The sequence below is a fragment of the Streptomyces telluris genome, from assembly GCF_024519335.1.
In the GTDB taxonomy this organism is placed as follows: domain Bacteria; phylum Actinomycetota; class Actinomycetes; order Streptomycetales; family Streptomycetaceae; genus Streptomyces; species Streptomyces telluris.
This window is the reverse complement of record NZ_JANIID010000013.1, coordinates 62,627-80,034: the sequence shown is the minus strand read 5'-3', so window position 1 is coordinate 80,034 and position 17,408 is coordinate 62,627. Positions and strand designations below refer to the sequence as shown.

The following is a 17,408-nucleotide window of genomic DNA, read 5'->3' as shown; positions in this document are numbered from 1 at the left end:
CGCCGGATGGATGGGGCGTACGAAGTACGAGAAGGGTGGCGGGTGTCAGGCGGGACCGCCAGGCCCGAGGAGCGCCTGGCGTGGGTCGGTTCCCAGGGCGGTGGTGCCTGCCTGAGCCAGGTCCGTCGTGTCGACCACCGCGACAGCGGCTCCGGACTCGTCGGCCACGTACACGCGGCGGCCCGCCGCATCCGGTGCGACAGTGACGGCGGCGAGCCGGGCACCGGTCGGCACGGTGAAGCGCAGTGCCCCGTTCCGGGTGTCGAGGATCGTGAGCGTTCCGCTGTTATCCGAGGTCACGAAGAGCCTCGTGCCGTCCGCCGAGACCGCTACGGACTGCGGCGCGGCGATGTGCGCGCCCTGCCAGGTCCCGGTGACCCTGGGCGGGCCGAGTGTGACGTCGGCGAGCCCGTCCGAAGTCAGGCACAGGGCGCCGCTGCCGTCCGGACGGAAGACGGCGCCCGGGCGAACCCCCAGGCCGGGGGTGCCGCCTACGAGCCGGGGCCGGGCGGGGTCCCCCAGCTCCAGGACGTGGATGCCGCCGCCGTCCTCCCCGACGAAGGCGTAGCCGCCTAGCGGGTGCACAGTGATGCTCCGGGCTCCGGGTGGAAGGAGGAGGCCGGGACCGGGCAGAAGGACCGGTTCGGCGGGGGTACCGGCGACATGCAGGACACGGAGCCGGCTCTCGTCGCTGGAGCGGGTCACCACGTAGGCGTGACCGGTGGCACCCGGGTGGACGGCGACGCCTTCGACTGCGGGGAGGGGGGCGGGGAGGGGCTGCTGCACCATGCCGGTCATGGAAGGGCGGTCCGGCTGGGACGTGTCGAGCACCCACAGGACGCCACCCGCGGCACCGTCGTGAGCGCCCTCCTTCACTCCGCTGACGTATCCCCACGGCTGCGAGGGATGGAAGGCGATGCCGGTGGGCCGCGCGCCACCGGTGAGCTGTACCGGCTCCGCCTCGGCACGGACGGGCCTACCGGCCTCGGACAGGTCGACGACGCGCACCTCGGGCACGGGGCCGCAGGCGTCCACCGCGTAGGCGTACGTTCCGCCAGGATGCATTGCTACGGCGCACAGGGACGCGCCGGTGCTCAGGGAGGCGCCCGGGCTCAAGGCAGGATCGGCCGAGCCGGTAGCGAGGGCCACGGCGTCGAGGCTGTTGTCCCGGGCGACGTAGGCGTACGGGGCTCGGCGGTCGAGCATCAGGGCCCGGGCGCCCTCGACCATGGCCTTGAGGGCAGGCGTACCGGTCCGTTCAGGGGTCCTGTCGAGGACGGAGATGCTGTTGCCCGCGTGGTTGGCGACGTAGGCGCGGACTCCGCCCGGCCCGCTCGCCACGCCCATGGGATCCTCGCCCACGGGGAGCGTGCTCACGTCGTGGTCGACGAGGCGGACGCACCGTACGGCCCCGGCGCGGCGGTCGGTGACGTACGCGTAGACGCCGTCCTCGGTGACGGCCACGTCCCACGGCTGCGAGTCGGCTGTCTCCCCGACCGGGACGGGCGTGACCATGGAACCGAAGACCGTGACCGTCGGCCCGTCGAAATTGGCGATGCACAGGGTGCCGTCGTCCGAGACGGCGGGCGAGTACGGGAGGACGTCCTTGTCGAGGGACACGGTCTTACTCTCGCGTACGGCTAGCCGGGTCTCGTCGTCCAGCGTGAGCACCGCCAGGCACGCGGGGCGCGAGGACACCGTCTTGTCACCCTGGTTGACGACGCACAGGGTGTGGTCGTCGCGGCAGACGAGCCCGCTGGGTGTGTCGATGCCGACGGCGGACGCGGCGTTCGCCACGACGACTGCCTGCATGTCCCCTTCCAGGCGTACCCCGTACACCGTGCCGGTCGCTGTCGGCGCTCCCTCGCTGAGCTCTTCGTCGGCCGCGTAGAGGTACCGGCCGTCCGGGGAGAGGGCGAGCCCGAGGTGGACGTTGGCCTGGTTCTGCTTGACGATGATCGTCCCCGTGTGCCTGTCCCCTTGGCCGTCAGCGACGTTGAACATCTCGACGGTGCCCCTGTTGTCGGCGGCGTTGGAGACGTAGAGGGTGGCTCCGTCCGGGGAGAGGGACAGGCCGTAGGGCTGCAGTAGGGCGGGGCTCTTGGTGATGGTCCGGCGGAAGGTCCACGCATGGCCTTCCCCGTCACGCCCCAGGACCGACACGGTCCCGTTCTGGTAGTTGGCGACGTACAGCAACTCTTCGTTCGACGACAGGGCCATCTCATGCGGACCCGACAGCTTCCTTGCCTGTGCGTCGATGACCGCCGTGCGCGCCCACCGGCCCGACGCGTCCTTGGTGAGGACGGCGATCTGGCCGCCGAGTTGCCCCGGCTGGGTCTCACCGAAGTCCGCGACGTACATCGTCCGGCCGTCTTTGGACAGCAGGACGCCGTCGGGCTGCCGGCACTGGACGATGTCCGCGCCGATCGTGTACGTGCCCCCGTGCGGGTCGACGAGTGACACAGTCGCCGTGCCGTGGTCGGCGGTCACCGCGTACCGGCTGTCCGGAGTGACGGCCACACCGTGCGGCCGGGCTCCGGGCGCGAGCGCGACCGGAGTCACCCGGGCGCCTTCTCCTCCGTCCAGGGTCTCACCCGAGGCAGGTGTCAGCAGGAGGAGGTGGTCCGAGTCCGGGCTGGTCGCGCAGGCGAACGTCCGGTCCGGCGCCACGGCGGCGTCCCAGGGGGTGTGCCCGGTTCCGAGACCGACGGGCGTGCCGGACGAAAGGCGTTCGAGGTCCAGCACGGCGAGCTTGTCGGACGTGGGCGCGGTATCGGCCGCATAGGCCCACCGGCCGTCCGGAGAGACCGCGACGCCGACCGGCTTCGAGCCGGTCCCCGTGCCGATCTCCCCCTCCTTGTACGGGGCCGCGCGTACGGTGGCGAGGTGGCCCGTCGCCTGGTCGGTGACGTACGCGTAGTGGCCGCCGGGCCCGAACACCACGCCCGAAGGCACGGTGGCGACCTCAAGCTCCGCGGTCTCCGGCTCCTCCCCCTGCCCCTGCCCCTGCCCCACAGCATCCAGACGGATGGCGGTGACCTTCCCCGTGGTCTGGCTGACGGCGTGGATCAGACGGCCGTCCGGTGTGAAGGCCACGGCGACCGGGTGCGCGCCGGTCGCGACCGTTACGACGGATCCCATCCGCCCGCTCTGCCGGTCGAGTTCGGCGATCGCGACCGACGCCGCGCCGTAGGCGGCCACGCAGATGCGGTCGCCCGCCGGGCTCACCGTGATCTCGCGCGGCTCGGCGCCGACGGCCACCGGGGACCCTTGCGGCACCTCGGCGCCTTGGACGAGGTCGACGATCGTCACCGCACCGGTCGTGGCGTCCTTCCTGCTCGCGACGTACGCGAACGCTCCGTCCGGGGACACCGCGACCGCCCCGGTGGCCCCCTGCACCACCACGGAGCCGGTCACGGACGGTGCGGCCGGCCCGGCCACGCCGATGACCGAAGCCGTACCGCCCGTCACGTCGACGACGCAGACCCGCTCCCCCGAGGGAGCCGCGGCCAGGATGCACGGTCCCTTGCCCAACGCGAGTTCGGCCACGCGGTCGCCGTTCGCCTCGAACACCACGACCCCACCGGAGTCGTCCGCCACGCAGACGCGGTCGCGGGCGAGCCCGGCGACCACGGAGACCGGGCCCGGACCGGTGGAGACGCTCCGCAGCACCACGGGCTCGGCTCCGGTCAGGTCCACCACCGACAGCGTCCCCGAGCCGTGGTCGGCGACGTAGGCCCGGGTGCCGTCCGTCCCGGCGGCCACCGCACGGGGGTTGCTCCCGACCGCGAAGGTGCGCAGCGGCCCCGGGCTCCCGGGTGTGCCGAGGCCGACGACGGCCAGCTGGTCCGCCGCCCAGTCCACGGCCAGCAGCCGGGGCTCCGCGGCGGTGACAGCGGCTCCCCCGCCGGCGCCCCCTTGATCCGTCCCGCTCATGACGGCACCTCCGCAACGGTGATCCGGTGTTCGACGGAGTACACGGTCTCGACCGGCCCGCAGGCGACCAGGTCCACGGGAGGCTCGGCCGCACCGCTGCGCGGATCGACCGGCGTCAGGGTCGCGGTGGCCACGCGGGCGACGCCGGGCACCTGCTCCAGGATCCGGAAGGCCTCCCCTACGTACACCGGGCGGCCCAGCGGCCAGCCGGTGCCGTCCGGGCCGCCGCCGACCGGGCTGAAGTACCGGTACAGGGCGCGTTCGGCGGCTACTCCGAGGGCGGCGCGCTCGGAGGCGGTCCGGTAGTCGGCGGGCACGATGCGGGCTTCGATGCGGATGCCCCGGTAGCCGGGCTGTTCCAGCCACACGGGCACCCCTTCCGGCTGGCGGGCCCGCAGGGAGCGCCGCAAGGTGTCGCAGGCGTCGCGACCGGGAGTGAGCATGTGGAACGGGAACCAGCCGCGTTCGTCGGCGGTGACGAAGGGGATGACCATGAGCCGTACGCCGGCCTGGGTGTTCCCGCCGCTGGTGTCCGTGTAGCCGTTCTTCCCCCCGCCCGTGGAGGTGGTGTTCACCACGCCCAGGACGCCGCCCGCGGGATCCTTCACACGGTTGACGTCGCCTGGAGGGATGCCATTGGCGGCGGCGCCGAGAGTGACCTTGTACGGGCCGCCCGTCGTGATGCGCGTGTCTTTCGGGGGGACCTTTCCGTACTGACGGTTGCCGATCCAGGGGCCGAAGTGGACTTGTCCCGTGCTGGCGTTGACCACGACGTGCTCGTCGTCGGGCTGCGAGTCGGTGAAGGAGACGACGGTCGTCCAGTCGCCCGTGCCGACCCGGATCGTCGGCAGGTCGCCGTACACCGGCGCTTCGAGCACCGGGAGGACCTGCCCGGGCGCGCCGGTCGACACGGCCTCCTTGTGGCCCGCGGGCTGCACCGCGTACTGCACCGCGGAGACCCCCTTCGTGGTGCCGGAGTCGGCGTGGACGGTGTACGTGGTGTCGTCCGTGCCCTTGGGGTCGAGGATCTGGACGGCCAGCCAGCAGGCGGCTCCGGCCACCGGAAGGTCCGGTCCCGGAGCTTCGACGGCCTCCTGCGGTGTCGTGGCGAGCGCTCCCCGGTCAACAGCTGCCAGCCACCGCGCGGAGGCGGCCAGGGGGACGGGGTGAGCGGCGAGGTTCCTCCCCTGCCCGTCTTTTGTGCCCCCTTCCCCTCCGGCAACCGTGATCTCCTCGGCGGGTGAGGCGGCATACGCGCACGGGAAGGCCGTGTCCCACCAGGGCTTTCCCTTCCGGGGGGCGAACACGGACACAGCGATACGGTCGCTCGACTGCCGCCCGCCGTTCCCGGACGCCGCGACCCACAGGGTGAGGTTGCGCAGGTCGTGCGACTTCACGATGCGCACCAGGGCCAGGACCAGCTTGCCGTGTTCCTTGAAAGGTCCGGAGAAGCCGGACTCCGCCGCGTAGCTCCCGGCGAGGAACATCTCCTCGGCTCCGATGACGTTCGGGCGGAGACGGAGGGGTGCCGTGCCCATGGGTTCGGGCAGTTCGCGGCCGGCCGCCTCGGCGGTGGTGAAGACCGTCTTCCCGTCCTCCGTCGTCACCTGTGTCCCCGCGGGCGCTTCGCGTACGCCGGGCCCAAGGGTGAACCGGACCTCTGTCGTGGCGGGCTCCCAGGGGACGTAGTTGCGCGCCGGGTCGAGCGCGTCGTCGGTCAGGTCCCGGATGTGGTGGATGCGGGCCATGCCCGCGGAGGCGGCGAGGGCCAGCTGCTCGTAGTCGCGCGGGACGACGGCCCGTTCGGGCACGGGCGAGCCGAGCGGCAGGCGGGTCGCGCAGGCGGCGGCGCTCTCGCGCTCGGTGCCGCCGACTGCGGGCGCGGGGTTCGTCACGGAGGAGATGTACGGCAGCGGCGTCCGCAACACCGTGATCGTCCGGGCGGGGACGTTGCCCCGGGCGCCGCCGCCGGACAGGTAGCGCCGCGCCTGGACAACCGCGCCCGCCGGCAGCGCCGCCCCGTGCTGCCGCGGACCGCGGGCCCCGGCCACCACCGGTGCGAACACGGCTTCGCCGGTGCGCGGGTCCAGGGTGAAGTGCCGGTCGTCCGGCCCCGATCCGGCGAGCGAGGCGACGTGCGTCCACCGTTCGGTGCGCCCGCCGAGGGTGGCTTCGACGACGAGGGGGTCGGTGGACCGGGACATCGGCGGGTGGGCGAAGCGCAACCGCTCGCCGGGGATGCCGGAGGCCGTGCCCAGCGTCTCGTCCTGGATGAGCCGGGCCTGGACGACCGGGACGGGCACGCTCAGCACGGGGTTGAGCGCGACTTCGGTCAGGGGGGCTTGTCCCGCATCCGTGCGGTAGCGGATCAGGCCCACATCGCGCAGTCGGCGCGGCGCGTCCTGCTCCTCACCTGGGTCCGGAACGTCCGGGTCCGGGGCACCCGGGTCCCCGCCGGGGTCCCGGCCCGGGTCCGTCCGCCGGTGGAGGAGAAGCTGGGCCGGCGCGTGGGCGGACGGGAGGTCGAGGGTGACCTGTCCCGGCAGGCCGGGAGCGGTCACGTCGTCCGTCACGACGCGGCAGGGGGTCCAGTGCGTTCCCTGCCAGGCTTCCCACCGGCCCCGGGCCAAACGGCCGCCGGCTCCGGCCCTGGTGACGGGGGCCTCACCGAGCCGGACGTCGAGCGTCACCCGGGTGTTGGGGACGGGCACGGACAGGATCAGCAGGGCGTAGGGGGCGGTCGCGGCGGGCGGGCCAGCAGGCGCAAGGCCGAAGCCGGAGCCGCGTCCGAGACCCGGTCCGAGTCCTGGGCCGAGTCCTGGGCCGTCCGTGGCGTCCCCGGGAGCCGGGAAGTCCTCCAGATAAGGGAGGTTGAGGTGGAGCGGCGGCCCTGCGTACGCGGGGGCGGAGAGCTCGACGGGCTTGCCCGCGTCGGCGCCCAGCCCGGTCAGTGTGCCCTCCAGCGCCCCGCTGCCGGTGCGCCGCTCCTGGAAGCTGCCGGCGGCGACGAGGACGCACGGGTTGAGCACGGCCTCGGTCAGGGTGCTGAAGACGACTGGTTCCTCGTCCCCCACCGGGCGTGTGGCCACTTCCAGCCCGGCGGGGACGACGACCGGTTCGGGCGGCGGTGCCGCGAGCCGGAAGACGACCTCGGTCTGCGCGGGCGACGGCTGGTACGGCCGGACGCCCAGCAGGCTCAGCGCCTTCAGCCGGCGCTGGTCGGGGGCCAGGTTGATCCGGTCGCGCAGCGCCACGACCATGTCGGTGCACGTCTCGATCAGGCCCCGGCCGGGGTCGGTGCGGTCCTGCCCGCTCCATACCCCGACTTGTCGGTGTACGGCGGCTACGGCGGCGGCCACGACCTGGTCGCGGGTGCGCCCGTCGTACTCGGGTGTCGGCAGACTCATCCCTGCTGTGACCTCTCGTCAGGGCCGGCGGGGGCGGGGGCCTGCCCGGAAGTCCCGGCGCCCTCGGTGTGCTGCGCCTCCACGAGGTCGCCCTGGCCGCTGCGACCCGCTCGGTCACTGCGACCCGCTCGGTCACTGCGATCCGCTTGGTCACTGATGACCACGACCTTGAACGGCAGGTGCGCGGGGCAGTGCGCGCGCACCAGGCGGGTGAGCCGGTGTTCGAGGGCCTGGCGGTCCTCGTCGCGGCCTGCGGTCAGGGTGACGGTGAGCATGCGGCCCGCCCGGCCGGACCCGTCGGCGAAGATGCCGCCGGGGTCGTCGATGACGAGGCGGTCCCAGCCGTGGAGCTCTTTCGCTTCCAGCCGCAGCCCGTACGGGGTGCCGCGGTATGCCGTCAGCCGGGGCGCCAGGTCGACGGCCTTGCGCCGCTGGGTCTCGGTCCACCCGGGCTCGACCCGGGCGCCGGTGATGCGGATCAGCCAGTCCAGGAAGGCGGGAGGCGCGCGCCAAGGGTCGAGGACGGCGTCGAGGGTCTCGATCCGCTCCTCCGTCGGGGCCAGGGCCTCGCCGATCGCGGCGGCGAACGCCTCCGCCACCATGTCGCCGGAGTAGACGGACGGCAGGGCGAGGTGGCGTGCGGCGCGGTCTGCGGGATGCGGATCCATTTGCGGTGGGGTCCTCTCCGGGATCCCGGCGAACGGCACCGGGTCCTGCGGGCGGTCAGTCTCGGGGTGATCCGTCTCGGGTGATCCGTCTCGGGTGATCCGTCTCGGGTGATCAGTCCTTGGGGGATCGGTTCTCGGGTGGCCGGTTCTCGGGGGTCAGTCCTCGGGAGGTCAGTCCTCCGGGCGGGCGACGGTGATGTCCACGCCGTCGAGCAGCACGAGGCCGCCGTCGGAGACCTCGACGGACGTGACGGGCCGGCCGCCGCCGTCGTCGTCGATGTCCTCATCGTCCTCATGCCCCTGTGAAGGGGGCAGGGTGAGGCCGACGGCGAGTGTGCCGCGGAGCTCCGGGAGCGGTTCCAGTGCGGTGAAGACGTCGCCCACGTGGACGCGGCGGCCCCACGGCCAGCCCCGCCCGTCCGGCCCTCCGGCCGTGGGGTGGAAGAAGCGACGCAGGGCCCGTTCGGCGGCCTGCCGGGCCCGTGCCTCGTCCTCCTCCGTGCTGCTCCACGGACGGACCGTGGCGGTGACGCCGAACGAGTGGTAGCGGGGAGGGCCCACGCCGAGGCGCTCGCCGAGCAGTCGTGAGGCGTCGGCGACGGCGCTCACCCGTGTGAGGACGTCCGGGGGAATCCCGAATTCCCCGGCGGTCGGCTTCCGTTCGGGGTCGGCTTCCGTGCGCGGAACGAGGAGGACGTGCAGGAGGGCGTCCTCGGAGCGCCAGAGGGCGGGTTCGGTCCGCGTTCCCTTCATGAAGAAGAAGACGCCGTCGACGACGGCCACCGCGTCCGGGGTGTCCTGGCACTGCGGGGAGAGCCCGGGGAACGCCTCCGAGATGCGTGACGTCACGCCTCTGCTGTCCGGCCGGGGCAGGAATCCCCGGCCGCCGGGGCCGACGGTGTAGGCGCGGTGGTAGAAGGTCTCGCCCTTGAAGAAGAACAGTTCGTAGGCATCGGGTGTCCCGGGGTCGGCGAGCACGGCCACCTCGTCGAGGTCGGCGCGGAAGGCGTCCGGCAGGCCGGGGAACTCCAAGCGGATCTCACGCGGCCCGGCCCCGCCGTCCCATAGGCAGTGCTGCCCGTAGAACCAGAGCCTCGGGTGCTGTTCGGCCCGGAGCGCCCGGAGCGCCGGGAGCGTCGACAGTGATTCGCCGACGCGGATGACGGCGTTCAGGCACTTGGCCTGCTGGACTTCGGCGGGCACGTCGTCGGTCTCTCCAGCCGGAGGGGGCGCGGGCGCGCCGATGTCCTCCATGTCCGGCATCCGCAGGGGCAGCGAGCGGGCCCTGATGGTGCCGTTGTCGTCGTAGTAGTGCACGGCCCGGCTCGGATTCCGGGCGGCGACCGCGCAGGCGAGGACCTCGACAGGGCGTTGCGGTACGTCGAACGCCTCCGGCACGCGGGAGTCGGTGGGGCGCGTCAGCGCCGTCACCCGCACCCGGGCCAGGCCGTCGACGTGCTCCTCGATCAGCTGCTCGTGGTCGGCCGCGGTGACCGCGCGCCGCAGGGGGGCCAGGCCGAGCCCGGCCCGCTCCAGCGCCTGGCGCCAATCCTCAGCGTCCTGCGCGGGAGCGAGCACCGTGCGGACGGCGGCGGTCAGCTCGTCGGGGGACGCAACCGTGAGGGGCGTACCGGCGGGGACGCCGCCCTTGCCGCCCCGGTAGGCGGTGTACTCGGCGCTGATCGCGGCGCCGGCCGGTGGTACGTCCCCGTGCTGCACGCTGCCGCTTGCCGCCGGAACCCGCGGCCCGAAGACGACTTCGCACGCGGCGTCGTCCCACCAGTAGGCCGGGGTGCGTGGTCCGGCCTCGGCGAAGGTCTGTACGGGCTCCCATTCCGTGCGATCCACCCAGACCGTGAGCGGCGGCCCGAACGGCGGGGCCGCGACGGGTGCCCCGGACCTCCAGGGGCGCTGCGACGTCGCGAACCGGCCCCCCGGGGCGCCGTCGGCGATTCCCAGCACCTCGTTGTGTGTGACGGGCTGTTCGACGGCCTCGACGCACCCGGACGGCTGCCCCTCCGCGAGGGTCAGCGGAGCCAGCGTGCGCATGACGACGGCGTCCTCGCCGTCACCGGTCCGGATCTCCGTGCCCTCGGGAATCGCGAGGGAGGGGAGGGCGCCTTCCCGCGAGAACTCGACGACGGTACGTGCCGGAGAAGCGGGCAGCGGCGTGATCCCCATGAGCCGGAACATCGCGGACCGCTGCCGGTCCGTCATCCGGTCGATGCGGTACGAGAGCTGGTCGGTGCGCTCGGCGCAGGCTTCGATCAGGGTGACGCCGGGGTCGGACACGTTGTGGTCGGTCCACTCCGGTACGCGCTCCGGGAGGGCGCGCTTGGCGGCGTCGACGAGCGGCTGGAAGCGCAGGTCGTCGAGGTCGGGAACGGGAAGGCCGGACGGGTCCGCCGGGTCGGTCGCGGCGCCTGCCGCATCCGGCTCGGGCACGGACGCGGACGCGGACACGGAGGCGAAACCGGAGGACGCAGAGACGGGAGCGGAGGCGCTGCCCGGTCCGGGGGTGGGCAGGGAGATGGACATGGGTCACTCATCCGGGGATTCGGATTCGCCGGGCAGGGTGTAGAAGGGGAAGACGAGGTTGCGGGGTTCGTTGGTGGCCCGCAGCCGGTAGCGGATGTCGATGTAGAGCACGCCCGTGTCCTCGGAGTCCGTGCTGAAGAGAAGGTCGTCGACCTCGATGCGCGGCTCCCACCGGTCCAGGGCCTGGCGCACCTCCACGTCGGCGCGGGCGACGGTGGTGGCGTCGAGCGAGTCGAAGACGAGCCGGTGGATGCCGCAGCCGAATTCCGGGCGCATGGGCCGCTCGCCGGGCGCGGTGGACAGGATGATGCGGACGGCCTGCTCCACGTCGTCGCTGCCGCGCGCGAGGCCGACCCGCCCCGTACCGGTGATGACGGCGGGGAAGGCCCACCCCGCGCCGATGATGTCCACGGTCCGTCCTCCCGGTGGTCGGTACGTCAGTTGATGCCAGTTAAAGTCAGTTGGTGTCAGTTGGTGTCAGTTGGTGTCAGTTGATGTCCACGGTGTCGCCCGTGATGGTCGTGCTCTTGCCGTTGAGCTTGAGCGTGCCCTTGCTCTCGACGGTGACGGTGGCGCCTTCGAGCCGCAGCTCTCCCCCGCCGCTCCCCTCCGCCTTGACGGTGACGGTGCCGGCCGTGACGATCACGCTGCCCGCCTCGCCCGCGTCGATGGTGAGGGTGCCGTCGCCGCGCCCGTCGAGCGAGACCCGTACGGTCTTCTCGCCCTCCCCGGCCGCGAAGGCGATCGTGGTGTCCTTCCGGTCGAGGTGCGTGGTGAGCTTGCCGTCGCCGGTCAGGAGCCGGACGCCCTGGGGCCCGTCGGTGGCGCTGAGCAGTTCGAGGCGGTCCCCGGTGCGGGAGGCCAGCGAGCGGCGGTTGGCGCGCCCGGTGTCGGCGTCGACGAGCGGCAGACCGTGGTCGGTGGGGGCGTCCACGCCGTTGTAGAGGCCGCCGATGACGTACGGCCGGTCCAGGCGCCCGTGTTCGAAGCCGACGAGGACTTCGTCCCCGGCCTCCGGCGCGAAGACGCCCCCGCCGTCGGTCCCGCCCCACTGGACGGTACGGACCCAGTCGGTCACGTAGTCCTGGGAGAGCCACGGCAGGCGCAGCCGTACGGCGCCGCGCTGGCCCTGGCCCGGTTCCTTGGTGTCGGTCACCACGCCCACCGCGACGCCGAGCCCGCACAGGGGCGGCGGGTAGGGCACGACGGGCGGGGGCAGCGGGCCGACGTGGACGTGGGTGCGGTAGCCCTGTTCGCCGTCGAAGACGTGCCGGCAGGCGGTGACCGTGTACTTGCCGGTGAAGGGCTCGCCCACCCCGGCCAGCGCGATGGGCACCCCGGCCCGCAGCTCCGGGGTGCCCGCGGCCTCGGCGGAGAGCCGCGCCATCGCGGCGGCCGCCTCCTCCGCCACCCCGCGGGCCGCGACGTCCACCTGCTGCGCGGCGGTGTAGGGACGGCCGCTGACCAGCAGCCCCGACGGCCCACCGCCGAACGCGCCGCCGAGCTGCGCGGGAGTGACGCCCAGGCTCAGCCGCTCGCTGCGGCCCGCGCTCGCGGTGGCGGACAGCGCCGCCTTGGTCCCGGGGTCCCAGCCGCGGACCTCCACGTCGGCGACCTGCCCCTCGGAGGACACCGCGGCCTGCAGCGCCATCAGGTTCATCCCGTACTGGAGGACGTACGGGCTGCGGTCCGCTCCCGTGGTGGGTGCGGGGGCGCTGCTCGCGGCCGCGGGGCGGGTCATGTGGACGGTGCTGCCCTTGACCGACAGGCGCAGTCCGCGCTGGTCGGCCAGGTGGGTGAGGAGCTCCCAGTCGGTCAGGTTGGGCTGGGCGAGGTGCTCGATCCGGGTCCGTTCCGCGTCGATGGTGCCGGTCTTCAGCCCGTGCCGGCCCGCGGCCGCCTCCGCGACCTCGGCGACAGTCGTGTCGACGTAAGCGGCCACGCGCCGCCCCCGCATCAGCCGGTGGCCGCGATCCGTAGCCCGTACGGTCGTGAAGGTGCCGTCGCTGTCCACCTCGGTCTCCAGCGCGGTGACCTCCCCGTCGAAGATCTCGGCGCGGGCGCGGCGGCGGGCGGCGGCCACGGACACCGTCAGCGGCGAACCGACCTTGATGCCGGCCGCCGCCAGGAGCCGGTTGCCCGGATCCCGGAACCGCAGGCGGGCCCGGGCCGGTGCGCCCACGGCGGTGTCGACCACGGCCTCCACGAGCCGGTCGGCCCACAGCTCCTGCAGGACCGAGCCGAAGGCGATCACCGGCTCCGCCGCGTACATCCGCTGCGTCACGCGGGGCCTCCCGCGGTGCGCTCCCCCGCGGGCCGGTACTCGGTCGCGTACCGGGTCCGCTCCTCCAGGACCGGCAGCACCAGTACGGTGCCCGGCGGCACCCGGGAGGGGTCGTCGACGGCGTTGGCGCGGGCGATGGCCCGCCAGCGGGTGGCGTCCCCGTACGCCTGCCAGGCCAGCCCGGCGAGGGTGTCGCCCGCGACCATCCGGTGCGTGGCCACCGGTCCGTCCGCTCCGGAGGTCGGGTTCTGCCGTGGCGACGAACCACCCACCTCCTCCAGAGAGACGTTGCAGGAGGCACGCAGCGGCACGCCGTCGTGCCCGAAGCGCGTGTACGTCGCGTCGACCTGTGTCACCAGCGCCAGGAACGCCGTCGTCCGCGAACGGCCCCACTCCAGCCGCACCCACGGCGCGGAGGCCGGCTTGGCCGTGGTGCTCGCGGAGGTGGGAGCGCAGCAGTCGAGCAGCTTCTCGACCTGGTCCTGCACGCTGGAACGGAAGTCCCCCGCGTCGAGGAACACTTCCAGCGTCATCGTCCGCGGCTGGGCCCCTACGAACTGGGCCTGAGCCGCCTCCCCGTTGGACGGCGAACGGCTGCGGTCCCAACGGGCCTGCTTGCCCACCTGGACGCGGTCCGGGTTGAAGTGCAGCCGGACGCGCCCGCGTTCGGGACCGGGCGTGTTGCCGGTGCCGGTCGGGGGATCGTAGATCACGAGGGCGGCCCGTACGGGGGCGCCTCCCAGCAGCTCGGACAGCATGCGGTCCTCTCGGGGACGGGCCGGGGATGGGCTGGAGGTGGATGGGCTGGAGGTGGATGGGCGATGGTCTGGAGGTGCGCCGGAATCGGCTGGGTCCGGCTCAGATCGTGATCCCCAGGAATCCGTTGTGCGTGATCTCCAAGGTCTCCCGGGCCGGCTGCGACTGGTCCGTGTCGAACGTCGGCCCGCTCCAGCGCACCGGCAGTACGCCGTCCAGCAGCCACCGCACGATCGGCTGCCGGTCCGGTCCGAGCGCGACGAGCTGCCCCGGCAGCCGCACCGGCTCGCGTACCTGCTGCTGCAGCCAGGCCCAGATGAGGACCGTCTGCTGGGACAGCGGCCGGGTCAGCACGACGTTCGTGTAGCGCAGGCGGGTCGGCAGCTGCCAGACGTGCCCGTTCAGCCCGCCCTCGACGCGCTCCTCGACCTCCATCGCACAGCCCACCCCGTCACAGGAGGTGAACGAGCCCAGCGCGTGGAGGCCGATGTCGAGCTGGAAGTGGGAACTGACGGCGAACGGCTGGTCCAGCATGTGCGGGGTCTCCGTCGGGTCGGGGACAGGGGCGGCGGGTGGCTAGCGGGGATCGGCGGATCCCCAGGGAAAGGGGGCGGGGGCGGGAGTGGGCTGGTCGTACGCCGACCACCGGGATCGCTGCGCTCGCCGGGCGCGGGGCGAGGCCTCCAGGGCGGGAAGCACGGCCTCGGCCAGGAGGCCCGCGTGAGCGCGGACTACTTCACGGGCGATGTCGCGGGGGGTTGGGGCGGGAACGGGCGCGGGGGTGCTGACCGGAGGCCTGGGCGAAGGCGCGGTCGTGAACGGTGGGGCGGGGTGGCTGCTTCCTCCACTGCCCGGGGACGCCGCGCCCGGGGCTGCGCCCGGCGGAGGGGACGCGAGGGGCATGGCAGTACGGGGTACTTCCCGCAGGGGCCGGCCTATCCCCAGGCGCCGGGCGGCGGGGCCGCTCGGGCGTCCGTCACCGGCAGGCCGGCCGGAGCTCCGCTGGCCGGAGCTCGCGGCGGCACCGGGGGCGTCACCGAGGGGCATCCAGGCATACCCGCCGCCGAATCCGGGCCCGTTTCCATCGCTACGGGCAGCGGGGGCCGGGTGGGCGCCGCCGGGAGCATGGTGCGGGCCGGGTACGGCGTGTTGTGCCCCGGAAACAGCCGGGAAGGCAGGAGCGGTGGCGGGAAACGGGGCGGAGTCGGAGCCGACGGGGAGGGAATTTGCGCTGCTGCCGCCGCCCAGGAACCCAGGACTGTTGCCGGTTGCGGCTCTTGCGGACGGGCCAGGGCCCGCCTCCGGGCCGGTGCCGGCGGGGAAGCCCGGGGCAGGAGCGGTCGTCCCTGCATCGGAACGGCTCCACGGGAGCGGACCGGCCCCGGCTCCCGAGTCCCGCCCTGAGCGCGATGCCGGCCCGCCAGGGCCACCGAAACCGGCCGCAGCCCCAGCAGCGGCCGAGCCCGAATCCGCCCCCGGGGCTCCGTTGCGCCTGGCTGCGTCGGCAGACCCTGCACGGAGCCCAGCTGCGCCGGGGCCGGTACCGGTGCCTGCGACCCACCCGGCCGACGCACTGGGTGCTGCACCGAGCGTCCCCCCGGATGCGGCCCCGAAGCCCTCCGCGGCGACAGGGGAGACAGGGATGAACCCCGGCCCGGCGCTGGAGCCGGAGTTCTCTTGTCCCCGGACGCCGGGGCCGCGGCGGGTGTCGGCGGCACGGCGCGCCGGAAAGCCGGGCGCTACGCCGGACGACGCCTCCGTCCTCTCCCCGTGGCCGAAGTTCCGCTGCACCCCGGCCCTCGGCTCGGAACCGGCTCCGGCTCCGGCTCCGACTCCGACTCCGGCAACAGTCCCCGCTGGTGAGGCGCCTCTCCCGTCCCCCGGCCTCAGGCCGCTCCATGCAACAGGACCCGTCGGCTCACCGAGAGCCGCACCAGAGAGTTCTCCGGACCCGTGCCCACGGACGGCACCGGCACCAGGCACAAGCCCGAAACTCGGGCCGACGCCATTGCTGAAACCGGCCTCTGCCCCAACGCCTGGCTCTAGGCCGCTATCTGCAACCGGGCCCGTCTGTGGGCCGAATGCCACACCCGGTGGCTGCCCGGTCCCATGCCCACGTGGAACAGAGCCCGTTCCCGGCCGCCCTGCATCGGAGCCCACCCCTGTTGAGGGCAGGGGGAGCGGCTCCCGAGTGGCATGGGCAGGGTCGTCGACAGGGCGGGCCGCCGCAGGAGCACCGAAGTCAGGATCCGGCCTCCCGATCCGTCCGGGCACGCCCTCGAAGGCCGCTCCCTCATGTGGTCTGCCGCCGGGTAAGGGCTCCGGCGGCACCGTGTCGGCTCCTCCTCGGAGACCCCGGTGGAGCTCAGAACCCCCCGCTGCACGCACCGCGACGGACCGCGCCTCGGGACCGTGGCGGCCGCTCCCGGCAGTCCCTCGTCCCGAACCGACATCCCCATCTCGTACCGCCAACGCAGCGTGGGTGACCGCCCGTGCCCCGGCCCCGTCGTCAGCCGGGCCCGGCGTAACCGCCACCGCCACCCGGCCGTCTCCGGCACCCTCGCCCCGCGCATCCGGCCGCCGGTTCCGGCCCCCCAAGGCGTTCACCGCCGACCTCAGTGCACCGCGCCACCCGGCCCCCGGCAGTACCTCGGAGGCGGGCACCGGCGCAGCTTCAGGAGAGCCGTGACCACCTACCGCAGGCTCGTCCCCCAAGCCGCCGGCAGGGGGCAACGGCATGTCGCCCACCGGTACGTACGGCAGAGCCGGAGCGATATACGCCCCGCCCCCGCCCATCCGCGGCAAGGCCGCAAGAGGCCCCCGTGCCGCCGCGCCGGACAGCGGCACCGCGCGCGGCAGCAGGCAGCCGGCCGTTGTGACGGTCGGGGCCGGGCGCCACGCCGCGAGTTGCTCCCGGAAGGCGGCGGGGCCCCCAGCCCCCAGGACCGGCAGCCGTATTAGCCCGACCGGTGGCACCGCCCGCCACTCCCCACGAGGCCGCTCGGGTACGGCGGAGGACGCAACAACCGGGGCCGGGGCCGAGGCCGGCGCCTGGCCCAAGGCGGACTCCTCACGTAAGCGGCGATCCCGAACCCGCCGACGCCACCGCCCCGCCGTCCTCACCGCGCCCCCCGCCCCTCGGCGAGCGCGGTGTTGATCCCTGCGATCTCGCGCACCCAGGCGCGCCGCTCCCCGTGCGTCAGGGAGAGGAGGTCCGCGTACCCCCAGTGGAAGTGGTAGGCGATGTACGCCACCTCTTCCCGGAGCCGCTGCGCGGGGTGCGTCATGCTTCCCCCAGGCGTTCACCGGCCATCGCGCCCGGTACGGCGAAGCTGGTGCCGCAGGACGGGCAGGCGACGGCGCCGTGGCCGGAGTCGAGGCCGTTGATGCGCCGGTAGAAGTCCTGGAGGTAGGCGAGGTCCGTGGCGAAGAGGCCTTCCACGACGCCGGCGTGGATGTCGCTCACCGTGCCGAGGCGGGTGATGACGAGGCTGAGGAGGACGACCCCGAGGTAGGCGGGGTTCTCCCGGACGCGCTGGTCGATCAGGGGGGAGAGCTCGTCCCGGGCGGTGGCGAGCCGCATGGCGCCGCGGCGGTGGACGGTGCCGGCGGCGTCCACGTAGCCGTGGGGCAGTTCGAAGTCGAACTCGGTGCGCAGCGGGGATCCGGCGTCGTACGATCCGGCGTTGTGCGATCCGTTCTGGGGCATGGTGGTGCGGTTCCTCCATCGGGAGTGCGGCCGCGCGGGGCCGTGGGGCCCGGCCCCCGCCCGGGGAGGGGGGCGGGAGCCGGGAGGTCGTTCAGCCTTTCTCAGTCAAC

General features: G+C 73.8%; 10 protein-coding genes. All 10 read right to left on the bottom strand.

Features of this window, described 5'->3' with window-relative positions; all coding sequences use genetic code 11:
* Positions 1-45: 45 nt before the first annotated feature.
* On the bottom strand, positions 46-3,936 hold the full coding sequence (locus tag NQU55_RS16160) for a beta-propeller fold lactonase family protein (protein ID WP_168093359.1): 3,891 nt from the start codon (positions 3,934-3,936) through the stop codon (positions 46-48).
* Positions 3,933-7,343 (bottom strand): baseplate J/gp47 family protein, encoded by a 3,411-nt coding sequence (locus tag NQU55_RS16155; protein WP_168093358.1) that lies wholly within the window; start codon positions 7,341-7,343, stop codon positions 3,933-3,935. Before NQU55_RS16155 ends, NQU55_RS16160 begins: the two co-directional genes overlap by 4 nt.
* The gene (locus tag NQU55_RS16150) at positions 7,340-8,011 is read right to left on the bottom strand and encodes a phage tail protein (protein WP_168093357.1); all 672 of its coding nucleotides are present in this window, start codon (positions 8,009-8,011) and stop codon (positions 7,340-7,342) included. The genes NQU55_RS16155 and NQU55_RS16150 overlap by 4 nt, the downstream gene beginning before the upstream one ends.
* A 171-nt stretch (positions 8,012-8,182) precedes the next feature.
* A complete protein-coding gene (locus NQU55_RS16145) occupies positions 8,183-10,549 on the bottom strand; it encodes a baseplate J/gp47 family protein (RefSeq protein ID WP_256790762.1) in 2,367 nt (788 codons plus the stop codon).
* Positions 10,550-10,552: 3 nt separating this feature from the next.
* On the bottom strand, positions 10,553-10,960 hold the full coding sequence (locus tag NQU55_RS16140; RefSeq protein ID WP_168096463.1) for a GPW/gp25 family protein: 408 nt from the start codon (positions 10,958-10,960) through the stop codon (positions 10,553-10,555).
* A gap of 76 nt (positions 10,961-11,036) precedes the next feature.
* Positions 11,037-12,833, bottom strand: coding sequence for a VgrG-related protein (locus NQU55_RS16135; protein WP_168096464.1), 1,797 nt, complete (start codon positions 12,831-12,833; stop codon positions 11,037-11,039).
* Positions 12,830-13,591 carry a CIS tube protein gene (locus NQU55_RS16130; protein WP_168096465.1) on the bottom strand — a complete coding sequence of 254 codons (762 nt, stop codon included), beginning with the start codon at positions 13,589-13,591 and terminating at the stop codon, positions 12,830-12,832. Before NQU55_RS16130 ends, NQU55_RS16135 begins: the two co-directional genes overlap by 4 nt.
* A gap of 100 nt (positions 13,592-13,691) precedes the next feature.
* Positions 13,692-14,123 (bottom strand): phage tail protein, encoded by a 432-nt coding sequence (locus NQU55_RS16125; protein WP_256790761.1) that lies wholly within the window; start codon positions 14,121-14,123, stop codon positions 13,692-13,694.
* A 2,585-nt stretch (positions 14,124-16,708) separates the two neighbouring features.
* Complete coding sequence (locus NQU55_RS16120; protein ID WP_168095642.1) at positions 16,709-16,876, bottom strand: DUF6760 family protein; 168 nt, start codon at positions 16,874-16,876, stop codon at positions 16,709-16,711.
* Entirely contained in the window at positions 16,873-17,298 is a 426-nt protein-coding gene (locus tag NQU55_RS16115; protein WP_168095643.1) for a hypothetical protein, read from the bottom strand. Before NQU55_RS16115 ends, NQU55_RS16120 begins: the two co-directional genes overlap by 4 nt.
* Positions 17,299-17,408: the final 110 nt, after the last annotated feature.

Coding starts and splice junctions, on each gene's coding strand:
- NQU55_RS16160 (WP_168093359.1), bottom strand. CDS start 3,936: ATGAGCGGGACGGATCAAGGGGGCGCCGGCGGGGGAGCCGCTGTCACC.
- NQU55_RS16155 (WP_168093358.1), bottom strand. CDS start 7,343: ATGAGTCTGCCGACACCCGAGTACGACGGGCGCACCCGCGACCAGGTC.
- NQU55_RS16150 (WP_168093357.1), bottom strand. CDS start 8,011: ATGGATCCGCATCCCGCAGACCGCGCCGCACGCCACCTCGCCCTGCCG.
- NQU55_RS16145 (WP_256790762.1), bottom strand. CDS start 10,549: ATGTCCATCTCCCTGCCCACCCCCGGACCGGGCAGCGCCTCCGCTCCC.
- NQU55_RS16130 (WP_168096465.1), bottom strand. CDS start 13,591: ATGCTGTCCGAGCTGCTGGGAGGCGCCCCCGTACGGGCCGCCCTCGTG.
- NQU55_RS16125 (WP_256790761.1), bottom strand. CDS start 14,123: ATGCTGGACCAGCCGTTCGCCGTCAGTTCCCACTTCCAGCTCGACATC.
- NQU55_RS16120 (WP_168095642.1), bottom strand. CDS start 16,876: ATGACGCACCCCGCGCAGCGGCTCCGGGAAGAGGTGGCGTACATCGCC.
- NQU55_RS16115 (WP_168095643.1), bottom strand. CDS start 17,298: ATGCCCCAGAACGGATCGCACAACGCCGGATCGTACGACGCCGGATCC.